We start from the raw sequence: 19973 nt of genomic DNA on the forward strand, positions 1-19973 counted from the left end.
TGCGACAACTATTATATTCTACCAGACTATCAAAAACTTGTCAACTATTTAGTGGGCGATTTCCTGAAAATTTTTTCCTTCGTTCGTTAAACACTTCTGTTATCACATTTGTACGCTCCTAAAAAAGACACTAGAAGTGTCTTTTTTAGGAGGCTAGCTTACAAGATCGGGCTCAGCAGTCGTGAAAAGTTTTGTTTTATCTTAAGCCATAGTGACTGCTGTACAAGAGTCTTGTCTGTGAGAAGCGTTGATTTTTCCAAATCCATTTCGAATGTTCTTTTCATTTCCTTAGCTACTCCTTCATCGTAACAAAAAGCACTGACTTCAAAGTTTAACTCATAGCTTCTTATATCTTGATTGGTTGTCCCAAATACACCCAGCTTTCCATCCATTACAAGTGTTTTTGAGTGGAGGAATCCATTCGTGTAATTGTAAATTTGAACGCCATGTTTGTGAAGATAGTTTGCATAATATTGTGTTGCTCGGAAAATAAAAGGGTGGTCAGGCATGTTAGGAATCATAATCTTTACATCTACGCCTGAATTAGCTGCTGCTACAAGAGCCGTTATCATTGAGTCATCCGGAATAAGATAGGGTGACTGAATCCAGATATAGTCCTCAGCATCCATAATCATTTTGATAAATCCAGTGCGCAGTGTTTTATTGTCACTCTCCGGTCCATTTGTGACTATTTGAATATCGATATTTCCACTGTCCTCTGGGACTACAAAATAATTATCTTTTCGTTCAAGTTTATCCTTGGGATTTTTAACGGAAACATTCCAATCTCGGATAAAGGTTTCTTGGAGGCCAAAGGCTGCAGTTCCGACAATCCGTCCATGAGTATCTCGCCAAAAACCGAATTTTTTACTGTTGTATATATACTGATCTCCGACATTAAAACCACCCGTCCAGCCAATTTGACCATCAATGACAACAATCTTACGATGTAGGTGATAGTTAAGTCGCGTTTTCATCAAGGCATTACGTGAAGTGATAAAGGGTGTAACCTTCCCACCAGCCTCCTCTAAGGGCTTGAAAAAATCCCTCCTTGTTTTTCCACCCCATGGGTCATATACTACCCTGACTTCAACACCTTCTTTAGCTTTGGAAATCAGATGATCACGAAAGAGAGTGCCAATTTTGTCACTGAAAAAAGCATAATACTCCACATGGATATTATCTTTAGCATTTTTTATATCTTCAAATAAAGCTGCAAATTTTTCTTTACCATCAAGGTAAAAATTGACACTATTGCCTCGACATAAAGGCGTACGTTCCATGTTGTTAAAATACCGTTTAAGAAGTTTTTCATGGGGTGCCATTTCTTTCGGAGCAAACTTTTGGTTATTTTCATGTACTCGCTGACCCAGAATAGATAAATTATATTTGTTTTCCTCTTCAAAACGACGTACAGTTGTTCGATCTAGTCCTCTTCCCAAAAAAAGATATCCAAGAAAACCAATGCCTGGTAAGAAAACTAAAAACATAAACCATGCTAAAATACTAGAAATTGATCTCGGTTTTCTAAAAATTGTCACAAGCGCGAGTACCGTATTAATCATAATCAGCAGCCCAATAAAACTGTAAATTGTCGCAAGAGGCATAAATTATTTCTCCTTAAAAACTCTATAAAATGATAATGTTTACTCAATTATACCAAATTTAGGAGGATATTCACTATGAGCTAAATATAATTTTTCCAGTATCTAAAGGTAGGAGATAGAAATGGGAAAACACTAATATTTTAAAAAGGTATAGGCTGCTAAACTTTACCTTAATAGAGGATGACTATGATTTTAAAGTTAATACACAGATTTCATAATCACATGACTTGACAAGGAATTGCTATCATATAAACATGATGGTACAAAAAAAGCACTAGCAAACCGCCAATGCTTTTATATCATTATTTTTGATTGAAATTAGTTTTCCACCAATTTTCACCAAATAATAGTCCAAAACGTTGGTATATCTGAAACAGATTAACGTTTTGAGAATTGTGAAGCTTTACGAGCTTTCTTAAGACCTGCTTTTTTACGTTCAACCATACGAGCATCACGTGTAAGCAAACCAGCGCGCTTCAAAGCACCACGGAAATCTGGATCCACTTCAAGCAATGCACGAGCGATACCGTGACGGATAGCTCCTGATTGACCTGATACACCACCACCGTTTACGTTTACGAGTGTGTCGTAGCTACCTTCAGTTTGTGTAGCTGCAAATGGTTGGTTGATAACAAGGCGAAGTGCTGCTTGTGGGATATAGTCTTCTACATCACGTTTATTGATTACGATTTTACCTGTGCCGGGTACGAGACGTACACGAGCAACTGAATTTTTACGGCGTCCTGTGCCAGCATATTGTACTTGTGCCATTTAGTGCGTTCCCTCCTTAGATAAGACCTGAAATATCAAGAACTTCAGGTTTTTGTGCTGCATGTGTGTGTTCACCACCAACAAACACTTTAAGTTTCATGCCTTGAGCACGACCAAGTGTGTTGTGTGGAAGCATACCCTTAACTGACTTTTCAATTAAGCGTACAGCATTTTTTTCACGGAGTTCACCAGCAGTGATTGATTTCAAGCCACCTGGATGAAGGCTGTGACGATAGTAAACTTTATCCGCTGCTTTGTTACCAGTAAGTTTTACTTTTTCAGCATTGATAACGATAACAAAATCGCCTGTATCTGTATGTGGAGTGAATGTTGGTTTGTTTTTACCGCGAAGTACGCTAGCAACTACGGCTGACAAACGACCAAGGGGTACATCAGTTGCATCAACCACGTACCATTTACGGTCAACGTTTGAAGCGTTAGCCATGAATGTTGTTTTCATCATTTGGGTTAAGTTTCCTTTACTTAGAATTTGTTTACGTCAGGTGTAAAAGTCCTATAAATATTTTTGGGTTTCCGGGGCCACAAAAATGGGGTAAACAATACCGTTTATCATGTTATCATATATATCAAGTATTGTCAAGATTCATTTTTAATTTTTTTGCTTTTATGTTAAACTATTATCATGAATGTAGTGCTTACCCTAGATCGAAAAATGTTGGACAAACTTTTTCTCAAATTCAATAAATACAAGAAAGCATCAAAAAATCAATATATCACTTTTTATGCTAAACTGCCTAAAGCCACTATTTCTGTTTACAATTCTGGAAAAGTCGTCTTTCAAGGGGAAGAGGCAGAAAACATCGCACACCAATTTGGATATACTACTACTGTACGTCCCAAACAGCAAGCTAGCATAATAGGTACAGATGAAGTTGGAAATGGCTCATACTTTGGTCCACTTGTCGTTGTAGCAAGTTTTATCTCTGATAAGGATGTCCTCTTTTTAAAAAATCTGGGGGTCGCGGATTCTAAAAAGTTGAATGATAACAAAATTTGTCAGATTGCCCCACAATTAATGGCACATATTCTCCATGTCCCTTTAATCGTAGAACCTATGAAATACAACAACGTGATTTCCTCAGGTCATAACGCTGTAAGTATCAAAGTTGCCTTGCATAATCAAGCAATATACCTACTTGAGCAACATGTGTCCGAACCCATTGAACATATCATTATTGATGCCTTTACAAGTGAGAAAAATTATCAAAAATACCTAAGCGCTGAAAAAAATCAGGTTGCTGGGAAAGTCACTCTTTTGACCAAGGCTGAGGATCAGTTTTTAGCTGTTGCCTGTAGTTCTATTATCGCACGCTATCTATTCTTGAAAAATCTCGAAGCGCTTTCTCTAGAATCTGGGATACAGTTACCAAGTGGAGCTGGGGAAAATTCTGATTGTGTCGCAGCAAAAATCATTCGTCACAGTGGTCTAGAAAGTTTAGAAAAATATGCCAAACTACATTTCGCAAATACAAAAAAAGCAATAAATCTAGCTCAAATAATAGAAAGTTAAATATGGAAAATACTAGAAAAAATAAGCAACCTAACGCTTTCACGCGCTTCCTCAAAGAATGGGGTATCTTTTTAACAATTATAACCTTGGCTATCTTATCCCGAATCTTCATCTGGTCTCTTGTTGTTGTAGATGGTCACTCAATGGATCCTACCTTGGCCGATAAACAACGCCTTGTTCTTATCAAAACAGCGAGCATTAATCGTTTTGATATTGTAGTTGCTAAAGAGACCGAGTCGATAAATGGTCAAACTGAAACCAAAGATGTCGTTAAACGTGTGATTGGGATGCCAGGTGATGAGATAAAATTTGATAACGATCAACTCTATATCAATGGCCAAAAAACAGACGAACCATATTTGGCAGATTTCAAGAAGCAATTATCAGACGGAGAACTGGAAAAGACCTACCAAAATTATGCCTTGACCTCTGAACTCTCGGAGGCAAATCGCGCATATTTCGTTCAACTGGCGCAACAGTCCCAAGCCTTTACAACAGATACAACAGGAAATCCTACTTTCAGCATCAAGGTGCCTGAGGGAGAATATCTTCTCTTAGGCGATAATCGTATCGTCTCAAGAGACAGTCGTGCTGTTGGTACTTTTAAACGTTCTGAGATTGTTGGTCGTACCGTGTTCCGCATCTGGCCACTAAATAAAATTTCTACCCTGAATTAAAAGATTTGTCAAGCTAGGCAAAGCTTTTTTTATATTCTAAATCCCCAAAAAGATGACTTGTAATAAGCTTACTGTTCCCTTCTGATGAAACAATATCAAATAAGGAATCCTCAATTAATCTGTGACCTCTTTTTTTCAGCTCTCGACAGATAAAAGAACTTCTCCTCAACTAAAAAAGCTTTGGTGATAAAACCAAAGCCCACTATTTTTTATTATCTTTACTTTTCTTCAAATATATTACCTAGTTCTACTTCGATAGAACGTTTAGCCACATCTATTTTATCAACCTTTAGAATTGATTTATAATCATCCACTAGACGCTTTCCTTTAAAAGGTCCTTCAAGAAAGACAGCCACACCTGCCAAAAAGCAGTCAAATTCATAAACAAGGCTCTTCATACCATTGATTGTTCCTGCCCCTTTCATAAAATCATCAACAATCAAAACACTTTGACCAATAGATAAACTGCGTTTAGAAAGAGTCATATTTTCAACACGGCTGCTTGACCCTGACATATAGTTCACATTTAGCGTGGCTCCCTCAGTGACTTTAGGGTCTCGACGAACAATAACAAAGGGTACATCCAATATTTCAGCGACAGACTGTGCGATGGGAATTCCTTTTGTAGCGATAGTCATAACAACATCAATCTGTTTTTCGCAATATTCATGAGCAATAATTTGTCCGATTTTTTTTAAATTAGCTGGATGACCTAAGATATCTGAAAGATAGATATAACCTCCAGGCAAGATACGATTTTCCTCCCGTAAGAGATTGGCGAGTTCCATCGCGCGTTCATGGGAAACTTCATCTGAAATATGAGGTGTGAAACGCACTCCACCTAAACTTCCGGGAAAAGTTTCAACAATTCCAATATTTTGATTTTCAAAGACGCGTTTGATGAAAACGAGATCTTCCGAAATAGAGGACTTGGCAACTTCATAACGCTTGCTAATTTCGTTAAGATTCAACATTCTATTAGGTCTATTTAGTAAAAAATTTGTAAAATCCACTAATCGTTCGTTTCTTTTCATATTATTCACCACTTTTCCTTCTAACACTTTAATTATAACTTAGAAAAACCGAACAATCAAGTGAAAAAACTACTACAAAGAGAACTAATAATTCTAATTTCTAATGTTCTATCCTTAAAACAAAAAAGCAAAACCTCTCTCAGATTCTGCTTTTTTACATAAATGAAATAATCAAAGATTATTCAGCATCGCCACCGCGACCGTTTTTCTTGATAATTTCTTCTTGTACTGATTTAGGTACATCTTCGTAGTGGTCAAATGTCATCATAAATGTACCACGACCTTGTGAAGCTGAACGAAGTGTAGTTGCATAACCAAACATTTCAGCAAGTGGTACAAATGCGTTAACGATTTGTGATTTACCATGTGCTTCCATGCTGTTTACACGTCCACGACGCGCTGTTACGTGACCCATAACATCACCGAGGTTTTCTTCAGGAACTGTGATGACAACTTTCATCATTGGTTCAAGGATTGCAGGTTGTGCAGTCTTAGCAGCTTCTTTCATAGCAAGTGAAGCCGCAACCTTGAAGGCAGTTTCTGATGAATCGACATCGTGATATGAACCATCGTAAAGTTTAGCTTTAATATCAACCATTGGGTAACCCGCAAGAACACCGTTAGCCATAGTTTCTACTAAACCTTTTTCAACGGCAGGTACAAATTCACGTGGAACCACACCACCGACGATAGCATTTTCAAATTCGAAACCAGCACCTTCTTCGTTTGGTGTGAATTCGATCCATACATCACCGTATTGACCTTTACCACCTGATTGACGTTTGAAGAATCCACGTGCTTGAGTAGGTGCACGGAAAGTTTCACGGTATGATACTTGAGGCGCACCAACGTTAGCTTCAACTTTGAATTCACGTTTCATACGGTCAACAAGGACGTCAAGGTGAAGTTCACCCATACCAGAGATAACTGTTTCACCAGTTTCAACGTTTGTTTCAACGCGGAATGTTGGATCTTCTTCTGCCAATTTAGTAAGGGCGACACCCATTTTATCTTGGTCAGCTTTAGATTTAGGTTCAACAGAAAGTTGGATAACTGGTTCTGGAACATCGATAGACTCAAGGATAATTTTTGCTTTTTCGTCAGTCAATGAATCACCAGTTGTAGTGTTTTTCAAACCAACAGCAGCAGCGATATCACCAGCATAAACTGTTTGAATTTCTTGACGTGTGTTCGCATGCATCTGGAGAATACGTCCGATACGTTCACGTTTACCTTTAGAAGTATTCAAAACGTATGAACCAGCATCCAATGTCCCTGAGTAAACACGGAAGAATGAAAGACGTCCAACAAATGGGTCAGTCATGATCTTGAAGGCAAGTGCCGCAAATGGAGCATCATCTGATGCTGGGCGTTCGTCTTCTTCGTCTGTATCTGGGTTAACACCTTTAATTGCAGGAATATCCAATGGGCTTGGAAGATAGTCAATAACCGCATCAAGCATCATTTGAACACCTTTGTTCTTGAAGGCAGAACCTGCAAGCATTGGGTAGAATTCAACGTTGATTGTCGCTTTACGAATAGCAGCCTTCAACTCTGCTTCAGTGATTTCTTCACCGGCAAAATATTTTTCCATCAAGTCTTCGTCTGTTTCAGCAACAGCTTCAATAAGCTTTGTACGCCATTCTTCAGCTTGTTCTTTGTATTCTGCTGGAATTTCTTCATCACGGATATCCGTACCAAGGTCATTAGTATAGATTTCCGCACGCATAGTTACCAAGTCAATGATTCCTACGAAATCTTCTTCAGAACCAATTGGAATTTGGATCGGATGAGCGTTAGCACCTAAACGATCATGTAATGTAGAAAGTGAGTAGAAGAAATCAGCACCGACTTTATCCATTTTGTTCGCAAAGACGATACGTGGAACTTTATATTCAGTTGCCTGACGCCAAACTGTTTCAGTTTGTGGTTCAACACCTGATTGAGCATCAAGTACTGTTACTGCACCATCAAGGACACGGAGTGAACGTTGTACTTCAATCGTGAAGTCCACGTGACCCGGTGTATCGATAATGTTTACACGATTGCCTTTCCATTGGGCAGTTGTTGCAGCAGAAGTGATAGTGATACCACGTTCTTGTTCTTGCTCCATCCAGTCCATTTGTGATGCACCTTCGTGCGTTTCACCGATTTTGTGAATTTTACCAGTATAGTAAAGGACACGTTCAGTGGTAGTTGTTTTACCGGCATCGACGTGAGCCATGATACCGATATTACGAGTATTTTCAAGTGAAAATTCGCGAGCCATAGTTTTCTCCTAGTTAATTTTTAGTTTTACACCCCATTATATCATAATAATCAAGGTTTTTATAGTTCTATTTTTAGCTTTCCAATATTTTTGAGAAAAATTTATCTAATTCTTCTAAAAATAAGTCAAGAGAAAAAGGAGATTACTCCCCTTTTTCAACAATCTCAATCCATTTTTCAACAGTTTCTAAATGATTGAGATAAAGGAAAAGCCGTTCATAGAGCTGTTGAGAAGCTTCCTCATGCTGAGCACTAAGTGCTTCTCCTATCTCTTTTACAGTAGTCTTTCCATCAATCATACTAAAGACAAATGTACCATATTCATCCAAAGACATATAGGTACGCTGGGGTATTTTTGCCCCCATCTTACGCATGAGATTTTGTGTCCAATGTTTTTGATCTTTATAAATCCGAATTCGACCCTCATGCCATTCAAATAGCACTTTGTCTTTTTTTCGGAAAATCATATTCAAATTTTTATCTGAAATTTCTTCTTTTTTCTTGTTATTCATTTTCAGTTTTGGTAGATGTCGAAGCTTTTTTGACGGACATCAGAGGTACTATGATTGCAACAACTAAGATTAGCATGAGAATCCAAGCCATACTGTTGGAGCCGAGGAAACCTGTTGGTGTTCCAGGCGTTACAACACCTGTTACTTGGAGAATAATACCCAGCAACCCAATGATAGATGCTCCAGCAACTAAACCAGATGAGAGAGAAACACCTGATGACATGCGTTCCTCTTGCACTGCCTCAGTATCTTTTTTACTGAGGATTCCGATCAAAACACGAACTAATGCACCAACTAAAATAATTGATGTTGTTGAAATTGGGAGGTAGAAACCAATGGCAAAAGTCATAACCGGAACTTTAATCATGTAAAGAATAATACCAAACACGATACCTGCAATAATCATATGCCATGGAAGTTCTCCACCAATGATACCATCAGTCAAAGTTGCCATTAAGTTGGCTTGTGGCAGTGCAAACTGTGCTGCATCACCTGTTAAGGCCAGCTGATCACTAAGTAATACAATAACACCTGTTACGACAACAACCCCAAGAACAGCAGCAACGAGGAAGAAGCGGCGTACTTCATATTTATTACCACCCGTGATGAATGTAACTTTTTGCGCTTGTGTATAACCACCAGCTACAGAAATCGCTACAACGATGAAAGTACCGAAAAGCAAGAGTGATTTCAAATCAGCATCAGATGTCCAGCCCATCACCAAGAAGACTAAAGTCATGATAACAAGTGATGCAATTGTCATACCAGATACAGGTAAGTTAGAGGTACCAATTGTACCAGTCAAACGCCCTGCAACGATGATGAATAACATGGAAAGGATGATTGACAAGATACCTGCAATGAAAGCCATCGCAATATTTCCACCAGAGATAAGGAAACCAACGATAAACGTTGCAACAATACCAATAAGGATAGCAAAGATACCAAGTGAATCACGTTCGCCAGCTTCAGCATTTTTACGGCCTTCAAGTGTTGCTTTTACAGAATTGATAATTGTTGGGATAAGACGGATAGCACCAATCATACCGCCAGAAATCATCATACCTGCACCAATATACCTTACATATGAACCTGAAATGGCAGCAAAGTCCATCGCTTGAATCGTAATTGAAGTGTCGTTCCAAACATTATGGCCACCACCAGCCATCTCTGAAAAGTAGCCAATCAATGGAACAATACCAAAGTTCGCAAGAATAGATCCCGCAAACATCATTACGGCAACTTCAAGACCAACAATAAAACCAATAGCTGCTAGCATAGGATTTACTTCAATCTCAAGTTTCCATTTGTAAAATGTTTCATTTGTGTAGCTTACAACGTTGTTAATAATACCAAAAACTGCTGATGTGAAAGCTGTAATAATACCACCTACACCGAAACCAATTCCCATGTATTTAAGTGAGTTACCACCTGTTGATGAAGCAACAAGAGTTTCTGAAATAGCCATTGCTTCTGGATAAACAAGTGTTCCATGCTCTTCTACCAAGAGATAATCTTGAACAAATGACAAGATACCAAGCGATACAAGAACAGCAGCAACACCAACAATAACACCTTCAAAGAAAGTTACTTGTTGTCCAATGAGGATAACTGCTGGTAGTACAAAGATAAGACCTGAAGCAATTGATTCACCACCAGTTGCCATTGATTGAAGAATATTCTTCATCAGGAAGTTATTTTTACGGATAAAAATTGATAAAAGTCCTGAACCAAGAATAGCTCCTGGGATACCGGCAGCTACTGTCAAACCTGCACGCATTCCCGAATATGCAGTAGATGCTGCAAAGAGAATCGCCAAAATAATACCAATAATAACTACAACGGGGTTTCCAGCACTCTTTTTGCGTCCATCTTCGTAAGGGATATAATCTTTCCCTGCGATGCCGCCATAGGCGGTCTTAGACAATTTTTTCATGTTGTTCAATGTACTCCTTATATTTCTTATTTGAAAGTGTTTTCGCTCTATTCTACTACAATTTTAATAAATCAGCAACACATTTAAATGATTTTTTTAATTTTTTATTATTAAAATGATTAGTTTTTTCATTCTTTTGAAAATAATGAAAAAAAGCCTTGACCTCTGTGATCAAGACTTTTTACAAAATTAAGACTACTGAAGTCAAGTTTTTTACCAACGGAAGTGAGCGAACGCACGGTTTGCTTCTGCCATTTTATGGGTGTCTTCACGTTTCTTAACTGCCGCACCAGTGTTGTTTGCAGCATCAAGAATTTCTTTTGCAAGACGATCTTGCATTGTGTGTTCACCACGTTTACGAGCAATTGTCACCAACCAACGGAGTCCAAGGGTTGTACGACGTTCTGGACGAACTTCAACTGGGACTTGATAGTTAGAACCACCAACACGACGCGCACGAACTTCAAGAACAGGCATGATATTTTCCATAGCTGTTTCGAAAACTTCAAGTGGGTTGTTTCCAGTAGCTTCTTCAATTTGTTTAAAAGCTCCATAAACGATATTTGTAGAAACGCCACGTTTACCATCAAGCATAACGCGGTTGATAAGGCGTGTTACTACTACTGAGTTGTATACTGGATCTGCCAAAACTTCACGTTTTGGGGCACGATTTTTACGCATTCTTCTTATCTCCTTTCAATTACGCTTTTGGTTTTTTAGTACCGTATTTAGAACGGCTTTGTTTACGATCTGTTACACCAGCTGTATCAAGTGCACCACGAACGATGTGGTAACGTACCCCTGGCAAGTCTTTTACACGACCACCGCGAAGAAGGACTACGCTGTGTTCTTGCAAGTTATGACCGATACCTGGGATGTATGCTGTAACCTCAATAAGGTTAGACAAACGTACACGAGCGAATTTACGGAGCGCTGAGTTAGGTTTTTTCGGAGTCATTGTTCCAACACGAGTCGCAACACCACGTTTTTGTGGGCTTGCTACTTTAGTTTGGAGTTTTTTACGACTGTTGTAGCCGATGTTCAATGCAGGTGAGTTAGATTTTTCCACTTTAGAGTGACGACCTTTACGCACCAATTGGTTAATAGTAGGCATTTTTCTGTCTGCTTATCCCTTTTATTTACGGAGAACCGCAAAGCGAAATAAAATGGATAAACAATCCTTTCTGTTTTTTATAAAGTTGGAATGTCAGTATATGGTCGCTTAATCCAAGTTCTGACAAGAAGTTTGGCAACTTATACAAGTTCTCCTTATTAGGACCAAATATAAAAAGTACCATTGAACATTCTATCAAATTTTGGTAACTCTGTCAACTTTACTCTTTGCCTTTTTCTAAAATAGAGGTACTTTTCAACTCATGGCCTGACCTAGCCTCGTCTATGTTATAATGGAAACATGAAAAAAATTTCAATCATCTTCCTTTCCTTATTGCTTTTATTTTCCCCTTTGACTACCATAAATGTCCAAGCTGAGGACTTTTATGTGGCGGCTAAATCTTCTATTGCAGTTGATGCCAGCAGTGGAAAAATTCTTTACAGTCAAAACGCCACAGATTCTAGCACTCGTATTGCTTCAATCACTAAACTTTTAACTGCCTATCTGGTTTATAAAAGTGTGGATGAGAAAAAAATTGCTTGGGATACAAAAGTACCTATTTCTGACTATGCTTACAATTTAACAATGAACAGCAACGCTAGTAATATTCCTCTTGCAAAAGGAACAGAAATTACAGTCAAAGATCTGCTTAATGCTTTGCTTCTCCCTTCAGCTAATTCCGCAGCTATAGCTTTGGCAGAAAAAATAGCTGGTTCTGAACCAAAATTTGTCGATATGATGATGGATCAGCTGAAAGAGTGGGGTATTACAGATGCTAAACTTTATTCTTCTTCTGGACTCCCAAATAGTGAACTCGGTGAAAATATTTACCCCGGTTCTACTGAAAATGATGCCAACACAATGAGCGCTCAAGATGTTGCCATCATGTGTACACATCTCCTCAAAGATTACCCTGAGATATTAAAAATTACTGAAAAAACTGAACTTGAGTTTGATAAAGGTGGACAATCTGAAACAACTTTGTCAAATACGAATCAGATGTTACCTGGCTTTGCAACAACACGTGCTGGCGTTGATGGTTTAAAAACAGGTTCAACTTCGTTTTATGTAGATTGTTTTGCTGCAACAACTGTCCAGAATGGTTTTCGTATTATTACCGTTGTTCTAGAGAGTAAAAATTCTTCAGAAGATAATGCTACTCCTTTTAGCTTAACAAATAGTCTTATGAACCAAGTTTACGCCTCTTGGACAAAGATACAGATTGCTGATAAAGGCTCTCAGATTAGTGATTTTCCTAGTCTTCCTGTACAGGATGGAAATAAAAATACTGTTAACCTTGTAGCTGGAGAAGATTTTTCTGCTGTTGTTCCTTTTAAGAGCGGCACTGCAGATACAAACGCAATTTCTATTTCTTTTGATAAAAAGGCTCAAACAGCTATTGAAGCCCCGATTAAAAAAGGAGAGGAGTTGGTTCAAGCTACTGCAGTTCAAAAAGATAAATTAGGTTATCTTCCTGGATTTTCTGGTTATCATTTTCCACTCACAGCTGAAAATGATGTCACACGTGCAAATATATTTGTCGTTATGTGGAATAGCTTTGTCCGCTTTGTAAATGAGAAACTTTAATAAAAAAGGATTTCCAACACATTGGGAAAATCCTTTTTTATTTTGTATTCTGTTCCAATTTTGAGTGTTGGTAACTATAAACAAAGTAAAGTAGCGTTGCTACTCCCAGTAAAATAACCAATAAAAGCCATATTCGCACATGATAATGAACAATCAAAAAGCCATTAATAAGAATTGATAAGATAGGCAAGAAAGGCACCATAGGTGTTTTAAATTCATTAGCTTGCGGAAGGCCGTGTTCTTTGCGTAGTTTCAACAAACCAAAGGCTAAAATTATTAAATAAAGTAATGTAGACAAACTCAAAAATTGACCAAGAATAGTCATGGGAACAAATCCAGCAATGAGCAGTGAAATACTCCCAATGAATAAAGTTGAGTTAACTGGTATCTGGTGTTTAGCAGATATTTTACTCAGTTTCTTCGGCAAAAGTCCATCACGACTCATTGAGTAAAGTAAACGTGATAAGGCATAAGACATGGCGAGGGCAACGCTGAGCAAGGTAATGATGGCGATAATTGAAACATAGGTCGCTGCCCACTCTACGCCAAGATAAGTAAGAGCAAAGGCAATGGAGTTCGTGACATTCAATTTATAATAGGGCACTGTACCTGTAAGCACCAATGTGACAATAACGTAGAGAGTTACTGCAACAAAAAGTGAACTAATGACCCCGTAAGGAATGTTTCGTCTTGGATTTTCTGCTTCATCAACTGCTGTTGATACTGTTTCATAACCGATAAAGGCAATGAAAAGGATTGAAGCTCCCGGTAAAATCCCTGTTTGACCACCAATTAGGGAACCTAAACCGAAAGGCGCAAAATTAGACCAGTTCGCCGGTTCCAAGTAGAAAAGACCAACAATAACAAAGATAATCAATGCCGAAAATTTTAAAACAACCAACGTGTTATTCAAGTGTGAAACTGTACGAGCATTTAAAAAAATCATAATAGATACTGCTGCCACGACAAGCACAGGAATCAAATCAATAGAAAATCCTGAGGTAGATCCCAATGGGCCGTTAAGCATGGGAGGTAATTGCAAATGAAGTAAGCCTTTAAAATAACCACTCCATGACTTAGCTACAATTGATATCGTTGTAAAAAACTCAATGGCTAAAAGCCAACCTACTATCCAAGCTGGAAACTCTCCAAAAGTTGCGTAAATGTAGCCATAAGGGCCTCCATGACTTGGAACCCGTGAAGCAAATTCTGCGAAAATCAAAGCCGAAAGCCCTACAGCTACACCAGCAATAATAATGGATATCATAAGTGAAGGGCCTGCAATTAAAGCAACTCCCATACCCGTTAAAGTGAATATTCCCGCTCCCACCATTGCGCCTAAGCCCAATAGTGTTAAGTCCATAGAATTAAGAGTACGCTTCATTTCACTTTTTTCTTGGCCTACCCTTTTACGAAAAATGTTCATATCACTCCTTTAAATAAATCAATTATTAATTCCTTTCGACTTTACAACAGCGAGTAAAATTGCACCAATAATAAACAATATCGTACCTATTGTGATATAAGCCAATTCTTTTTTGGTTTTTTTCTCTCCTAGGAAGAGAATTCCACCTATTGTTGAAATAATTACTCCAAGCTGTGAGAATGAGAAGGCAATAGCATTACCAGCCATTGATGCTGCAAGGAGCATAAATACATTTCCAACACCCCACATCAACCCTACGGAAATATTTTTGAAAACTACCGCTTCAATTTTAATATCACCTGCTGATAAAATAAATGCACCAATAACCATTCCAATGGACATTGGGAAAATGATTGTCAAAGTATCAAAATGAATGTTGAACCAAAGGGCTGACAGATTATTAAACAAAATCACATACGAAACATAAGCCAAAGTAGAATAAGTTAGGCTAATCAAACCACGTGCATAGTGATGCTTTTCGACTGCAATGATATTTTCTGGGTCCCGTTTAGCAGAAAAATAAAAACCAACAATTAAAGCAAGAATTGCAATAAAACCAAGTGTATACTGAATACTCTGTGTCCATTCATGAAAAATGAATACCCCAATCAAAGACGCCAGAACAAGTTGCGAGCCAGCTGATAATGGACCAGCTACAGATACTCCAAGATATTTCATTGAATGAAACTGACCGCTCTGCCCAACTGCCCAAATAAGTCCACCGACAAAGCCAATAATAAAAACAGGTAGGCTAAGTTGAGGCTGATGTACCAAAAAAACAATCAAAGCAAATACGAATGCACCAAAAGTCATTCCTAAGGTTTGTTGTTTAGCAGTTCCTCCAATTTTGTTTGATACAAAACCAATGGAGCCCCAAGCAAACATCGGGACTAGTGCAAGTAAGATACCTTCCATTTTCTTCCTCCAAAAATAAATAATAACTAAAAATCTTCTTATTTTACCATTATTATAGATAAATAGCAATATATTCAAATCTTTTCTTATTTTCAATACTTTCCAATAAAAAATATTTATCTATTTGCTCTTTTATGTCTCTCAGAATACTTCTTTTTTCAAAGCTTTCTTCAAATCTTCAACTTAATAAAATTTTTTTCGTTTCCTAGATTTTTATTCCACAAACAAGAATGTATGAACAGATAAAAATTCTCTTCTATAAGCGAACTCTCTATAGATTTTTGACATCATATAATACTATTTTGAATCAGTTATTTCTTCAACTGTATTCACCTTACTCTCTTTTACAGTTCATTTTCAACTTATCAAAATAAGAATACAAAAAAATAAAACACGCTTAAAACGTATCTTATATTTTCTCAATACAAACTAAGAATGGAGGCTTATGGATCTGATTCAGGGGTTCATATCTCATAACCTGCCAATCTGACTGGGGAAGTGTACTCACCCAATCTATAACAGCAGCTTTTTCCTCTTCTCCTCCCTCGTGTCCATAATAAATGACAAGCATAATTCGACCCTGAGGAAGAAGCTTTTCCTTTAATATCTCCAAAGCTTTTAAAGTTGTATTCGGACGTGTGATGATTGATTTATCTGCTCGAGGAAGATAGCCTAAATTAAAAATAGCAGCTTTAACGGGTTCAGACACGTATTTATCTATATTTTCATGTCCATCTAGAATCAACTTCGCCTGCAAACCCTTCATCTGCAATAATTTTTTCGTAGAATAAAGAGCTTCTTGTTGAATATCAAAAGCATATACATTACTTGTTAAAGCAGCAAGAAAGGAAGTGTCCCAACCATTTCCCATAGTCGCATCAATTACTACATCATCTGCTTTAATTATTTCAGCTAACATGTGATGTGACATTTCAATTGGTCTAAACATAAGTAACAGGCTCCACTTTTCTAATATCTTTACATCCCTGAACGGATCCTCGATGCGCCATTTCACGATCAATAGCATTCAGCACTTCCCATTTTTTCAAGGACCACATTGGACCTATTAAAGCTTCACGAGGAGCATCACCAGTAAGACGGTGAATAACTATTTCTTTGGGAATCATCTCAAGTTGATCACAAACAATATTAACATACTCTTTTTGAGACAGTAGCTTCAAACGTCCCTCGTGATAATCACGTTGCATACGAGTATTCTTCATCAGGTGCAGCAAATGCAATTTCACGCCTTGAATATCAGAATCCAAAATCATACGTCTCACATTTTCCAACATCATTTCACGCGTTTCACCGGGTAAACCATTTATTAAATGCACACAAACATTAATATTATGTTCACGCAAACGAGCTACTGCATTAGTATAGGTTTGATAATCGTGCGCCCTATTAATTAAATCACTCGTTTCCTCAAATGTCGTTTGAAGGCCTAAGTCAATCCAAACTTCCATACGATCGTTAAGTTCTGCCAGATAATCAACCACATCAGGTGGAAGACAATCTGGTCGTGTACCAATTGAGATACCCACAACATCTGGTTGGTTAACAGCCTCTTCAAAACGTTCACGCAAAACTTCAACTGGAGCATGCGTATTTGTAAAGTTTTGAAAGTAGGCAATATATTTTTTTACGCCAGGCCATTTTTTATGAAAAGCTTCAACTTCCACCCGAAATTGCTCTGCAATTGGTGCATCAGGCTCCAATATCAAATCACCCGAACCAGACACTGTACAAAATGTACAGCCGCCATGAGCAACGGTCCCATCACGATTAGGACAATCAAAACCAGCATCAATAGGAACCTTAAAGATTTTTTCCCCAAATGTCCCTCTCAAATATTCATTCCATGTTGTATATCTTTTTTGCATTATATAGATACTTCCTTCACTTATACTCCATTATAACAAAAAAACAGCCTATGGCTGATTTAGCTTACTGCGGATGTCGGGCTCGAACCGACGACAACACGATTAACAGTCGTGCGCTCTACCAACTGAGCTAATCCGCATAAAATAAAACCCGATTATAAATCGGGAATTAACAATATAGTCCGTACGGGATTCGAACCCGTGTTACCGCCGTGAAAAGGCGGTGTCTTAACCCCTTGACCAACGGACCATCTTACTATTGCGCTGTCCTCTCGAACAGTACTTTTCTATTATACAATAATTTGAAAATATGTCAAGAATAAACTATGTTTTTTCAAAATATTTTCTTCTTAATTCGTGAATAGACAAAGTACGTCGAGTGACAACTATATTAGTATATCATATTTTTTATTTTTGTCAAAGAAAAACTTGAATATTTCACGGAAATTCCATAGCTTATTAAAAAGTTATAATAATCCCCTGGTAAAGCTTGATATAACACTATTTGTGATGGGAAATATGACACTGTCGTTACAAAGAGTACAGAAAAGGACAGCTACCTCGAACGCTTTCATTTACAAGTGTCTTTCTAGAAAATGAACGATTTCTCATAAGCCATGAAATTTCCGTGTGAATATTTGTATTTTTAGTCAAAAAAAAAACAGCCTTATTCGACTGTTTTATCTTCTTTATTTTCAACTTCTTCTTGAGCTTTATTCGCATCTTCAAGGACTTCCTCGAATGATTTTGCTTCTACAGGCTCACTTTCATGTTCGATAACATCATCTGGCATTTTACCTGTCTTATAAAGAGACATGATTTGTTTAGCATCCAATGTTTCATATTTAAGAAGTGCAAGAGCAATGGCTTTATGTTGCTCACGATGTGCTTCAATGATTTCGACAGCTTTATCATAAGCTTCCTTAGTGATTGCACGAATTTCTTCATCAATAGCTTGTGCTGTTGCTTCAGAATAGGTTTTCGTTTGTCCATAATCACGACCAATAAATACAGCTTGACTGCCTTCATAACTGATTGTGCCCAGTTTTTCTGACATACCATATTGAGTGACCATACCACGTGCGATACGAGTCGCTTGTTCAAAGTCATTTGAAGCACCCGTTGTGATGGTATTAAAGATAATTTGTTCAGCTGCACGTCCTCCCATGAGTCCAGCAAGATTTTCTTGCATGTCTTCTTTGGAGAGGAGGAATTGGTCTTCTTTAGGAAGAGCAATCATGTAACCACCAGCACGACCACGCGGAACGATTGTAACTTTATGAACCGTATTAGCATTTGAAAGAACTAGACCAACGATTGTGTGTCCTGCTTCATGGTAAGCCACCATTTCGCGTTCACGTTCGGAAATCTTCTTATCTTTCTTAGCTGGTCCCGCAATAACACGGTCTTGTGCCTCATCAATATCTGATGCATCGATAACTTTTTTGTCACGACGAGCAGCCACAAGAGCAGCCTCATTAAGGACATTTTCAAGGTCAGCACCAACGAAACCAGGAGTTTGTTGAGCGACAACTTTTAGGTCAACACTTGAGTCAAGTGGTTTATTTTTTGCATGGACACGAAGAACAGCCTCACGTCCTTTAACATCAGGCGCCCCGACAAGAACTTTACGGTCAAAACGACCTGGACGAAGCAAGGCTGGGTCTAGAACATCTGAACGGTTCGTTGCTGCGATAACGATAACAGAATTTTCATTGTCTTGGAAACCATCCATCTCAACCAAAAGTTGATTAAGTGTTTGTTCACGTTCATCATTTCCGCCACCAAGACCAGCGCCACGTTGACGACCAACGGCATCAATCTCATCAATAAAGATGATTGACGGTGCTGTTTTCTTCGCATTTTCAAAAAGGTCACGTACACGGCTGGCACCAACACCGACGAACATTTCGACAAAGTCGGAACCAGAAATAGAATAGAAAGGTACGCCAGCCTCACCGGCAACAGCTTTTGCAAGCAAAGTTTTACCTGTACCTGGAGGACCCTCTAAAAGGACACCAGCAGGGATACGTGCACCAAGATCATGGTATTTTTTAGGATTTTTGAGGAAATCAACAACTTCAACAAGCTCTTGTTTTTCTTCTTCTGATCCTGCAACGTCTGCAAAGCGAACTTTTGAAGTTTTAGCATCTTGTTGTTTAGCTCGTGATTTACCAAAGCTCATTGGGTTGCCGGCACCGCCACCACCACGTGAGCCCATGCCACCCATCATCAACCAGAAAAAGCCGACCATGAGAAGCATTGGCAAGATGTATGAAAGGATTTGGATCCACATACCGCTTGTTGATGCTGCAATAACATTGACTTTAATTCCATTTTCATCTGCCGCCGATTGTATATCCTTGATGATACTGTCTGTTGGGATGATGAGTGCTTGGAAATTTGTCACTTTGGAAGTGTTTCCTGGTAAAAATGGGAAGTTATTGTTCCCTTCCACAGTTTTAGGATCTTTGTATTCGCCAGAAACTGTAAACAGACTATCGCTAGGCTGCATTTTCAGTGATTTTATATTGCCGTCTTTGATGTCACTCATCAGTGCACTGTAGCTGATTTTATCAACATTTGACTGATTGCCACCAAAGAAAGCATTAATACCGAAAACGATGACGATTACAAGCAAGACCCAACCTAGAGTGCTTTTAATAAAGCCTCCGTTTTTATTGTTGTTAGGATTTGGATTGTTCATAT

17 protein-coding genes and 2 tRNA genes are annotated in these 19973 nt (G+C 38.2%); 3 read left to right on the forward strand and 16 right to left on the reverse strand.

Annotated features, from left to right (window positions below; all coding sequences use genetic code 11):
• Positions 1 to 158 precede the first annotated feature (158 nt).
• The 3 genes from cls to rplM form a co-directional block, all read right to left on the reverse strand.
• Positions 159 to 1607, reverse strand: coding sequence for a cardiolipin synthase (gene cls / locus B4H39_RS07250; RefSeq protein WP_202231495.1), 1449 nt, complete (start codon positions 1605 to 1607; stop codon positions 159 to 161).
• Positions 1608 to 1985: 378 nt separating this feature from the next.
• On the reverse strand, positions 1986 to 2378 hold the full coding sequence (gene rpsI / locus B4H39_RS07255; RefSeq protein ID WP_003133537.1) for a 30S ribosomal protein S9: 393 nt from the start codon (positions 2376 to 2378) through the stop codon (positions 1986 to 1988).
• 16 nt (positions 2379 to 2394) lie between these two features.
• On the reverse strand, positions 2395 to 2841 hold the full coding sequence (gene rplM, locus B4H39_RS07260) for a 50S ribosomal protein L13 (protein WP_202231496.1): 447 nt from the start codon (positions 2839 to 2841) through the stop codon (positions 2395 to 2397).
• A 180-nt stretch (positions 2842 to 3021) separates the two neighbouring features.
• Here rplM and rnhC point away from each other — a divergent pair, with 180 nt between their 5' ends.
• Together rnhC and lepB are read left to right on the forward strand one after the other, a co-directional pair.
• Complete coding sequence (gene rnhC / locus B4H39_RS07265; protein WP_202231497.1) at positions 3022 to 3909, forward strand: ribonuclease HIII; 888 nt, start codon at positions 3022 to 3024, stop codon at positions 3907 to 3909.
• A gap of 2 nt (positions 3910 to 3911) precedes the next feature.
• Positions 3912 to 4586: a signal peptidase I gene (lepB, locus tag B4H39_RS07270; protein WP_202231498.1), complete on the forward strand. Its 675-nt coding sequence runs from the start codon at positions 3912 to 3914 to the stop codon at positions 4584 to 4586.
• Positions 4587 to 4804: 218 nt separating this feature from the next.
• Here the strand turns inward: lepB and purR are convergent, their stop codons facing one another.
• From purR to rpsL, 6 genes are all read right to left on the reverse strand, one after another.
• Complete coding sequence (gene purR, locus B4H39_RS07275) at positions 4805 to 5620, reverse strand: pur operon repressor (RefSeq protein WP_251423604.1); 816 nt, start codon at positions 5618 to 5620, stop codon at positions 4805 to 4807.
• A gap of 178 nt (positions 5621 to 5798) precedes the next feature.
• Entirely contained in the window at positions 5799 to 7889 is a 2091-nt protein-coding gene (gene fusA / locus B4H39_RS07280) for an elongation factor G (protein ID WP_202231500.1), read from the reverse strand.
• Positions 7890 to 8031: 142 nt separating this feature from the next.
• Complete coding sequence (locus B4H39_RS07285; protein WP_251423601.1) at positions 8032 to 8400, reverse strand: PqqD family protein; 369 nt, start codon at positions 8398 to 8400, stop codon at positions 8032 to 8034.
• Complete coding sequence (locus B4H39_RS07290) at positions 8393 to 10336, reverse strand: OPT/YSL family transporter (protein ID WP_202231502.1); 1944 nt, start codon at positions 10334 to 10336, stop codon at positions 8393 to 8395. Before B4H39_RS07290 ends, B4H39_RS07285 begins: the two co-directional genes overlap by 8 nt.
• Before the next feature lie 213 nt (positions 10337 to 10549).
• The gene (gene rpsG / locus B4H39_RS07295; protein ID WP_202231624.1) at positions 10550 to 11017 is read right to left on the reverse strand and encodes a 30S ribosomal protein S7; all 468 of its coding nucleotides are present in this window, start codon (positions 11015 to 11017) and stop codon (positions 10550 to 10552) included.
• A gap of 19 nt (positions 11018 to 11036) precedes the next feature.
• Positions 11037 to 11450, reverse strand: a complete 414-nt coding sequence (gene rpsL / locus B4H39_RS07300) for a 30S ribosomal protein S12 (protein WP_003133552.1) — start codon at positions 11448 to 11450, stop codon at positions 11037 to 11039.
• A 300-nt stretch (positions 11451 to 11750) separates the two neighbouring features.
• Here rpsL and B4H39_RS07305 point away from each other — a divergent pair, with 300 nt between their 5' ends.
• Complete coding sequence (locus B4H39_RS07305) at positions 11751 to 13037, forward strand: serine hydrolase (protein ID WP_251423598.1); 1287 nt, start codon at positions 11751 to 11753, stop codon at positions 13035 to 13037.
• A 37-nt stretch (positions 13038 to 13074) separates the two neighbouring features.
• Here the strand turns inward: B4H39_RS07305 and B4H39_RS07310 are convergent, their stop codons facing one another.
• The 7 genes from B4H39_RS07310 to ftsH all read right to left on the reverse strand — a co-directional run bounded on the left by B4H39_RS07310 (position 13075) and on the right by ftsH (position 19971).
• The gene (locus B4H39_RS07310) at positions 13075 to 14463 is read right to left on the reverse strand and encodes an APC family permease (RefSeq protein WP_202231626.1); all 1389 of its coding nucleotides are present in this window, start codon (positions 14461 to 14463) and stop codon (positions 13075 to 13077) included.
• 18 nt (positions 14464 to 14481) lie between these two features.
• Positions 14482 to 15378: a GRP family sugar transporter gene (locus B4H39_RS07315; RefSeq protein ID WP_202231627.1), complete on the reverse strand. Its 897-nt coding sequence runs from the start codon at positions 15376 to 15378 to the stop codon at positions 14482 to 14484.
• A 409-nt stretch (positions 15379 to 15787) separates the two neighbouring features.
• Positions 15788 to 16327, reverse strand: coding sequence for a class I SAM-dependent methyltransferase (locus B4H39_RS07320; protein WP_251423594.1), 540 nt, complete (start codon positions 16325 to 16327; stop codon positions 15788 to 15790).
• Entirely contained in the window at positions 16320 to 17264 is a 945-nt protein-coding gene (locus B4H39_RS07325) for a TIGR01212 family radical SAM protein (RefSeq protein WP_251423591.1), read from the reverse strand. The genes B4H39_RS07320 and B4H39_RS07325 overlap by 8 nt, the downstream gene beginning before the upstream one ends.
• 67 nt (positions 17265 to 17331) lie before the next feature.
• Positions 17332 to 17404: transfer RNA gene (locus tag B4H39_RS07330), tRNA-Asn, on the reverse strand.
• A gap of 38 nt (positions 17405 to 17442) precedes the next feature.
• Positions 17443 to 17514: transfer RNA gene (locus tag B4H39_RS07335), tRNA-Glu, on the reverse strand.
• Between the two features lie 417 nt (positions 17515 to 17931).
• Positions 17932 to 19971 carry an ATP-dependent zinc metalloprotease FtsH gene (gene ftsH / locus B4H39_RS07340; RefSeq protein WP_202230104.1) on the reverse strand — a complete coding sequence of 680 codons (2040 nt, stop codon included), beginning with the start codon at positions 19969 to 19971 and terminating at the stop codon, positions 17932 to 17934.
• Positions 19972 to 19973 lie beyond the last annotated feature (2 nt).

Source organism: Lactococcus sp. UBA7128 (assembly GCF_002492185.1).
Classification (GTDB): Bacteria; Bacillota; Bacilli; order Lactobacillales; family Streptococcaceae; genus Lactococcus; species Lactococcus muris.